Raw genomic sequence first — 232 nt, 5'->3', positions numbered from 1 at the left:
GACACCTACGGGGTGGGCGGGCCCGCGCGCCCGTACCGGCACCTGCGGCAGATCGTCTTCCGCCGCCCCCGCCCCGCCGGGGCCGAGAATCTCGAGGTGACGGCGGAGGTCCCGGTGGACGTCGTGCGGCGCCTCAAGTGCGAGGAAGGCGGCGCGATCTGGCTGTGCGGCGGCGGGTCTCTCGCGGCGCGGCTGGCCGACGAGATCGACCGGCCCCTCCTCGAACGCCAGC

The 232-nt window shown here is 76.3% G+C and carries 1 protein-coding gene; it reads left to right on the top strand.

The genetic code is table 11. From position 1 onward, the window contains the following. Positions 1 to 12: 12 nt before the first annotated feature. Positions 13 to 232, top strand: a 220-nt coding sequence (locus tag KVS71_RS19310) for a dihydrofolate reductase family protein (protein WP_368874986.1), incomplete at its 3' end; no start/stop codon positions are given.

The organism is Microbacterium sp. GbtcB4 (genome assembly GCF_019091465.1).
Taxonomy (GTDB): domain Bacteria; phylum Actinomycetota; class Actinomycetes; order Actinomycetales; family Microbacteriaceae; genus Microbacterium; species Microbacterium paraoxydans.
This window is presented reverse-complemented; position numbering and strand designations above follow the sequence as displayed.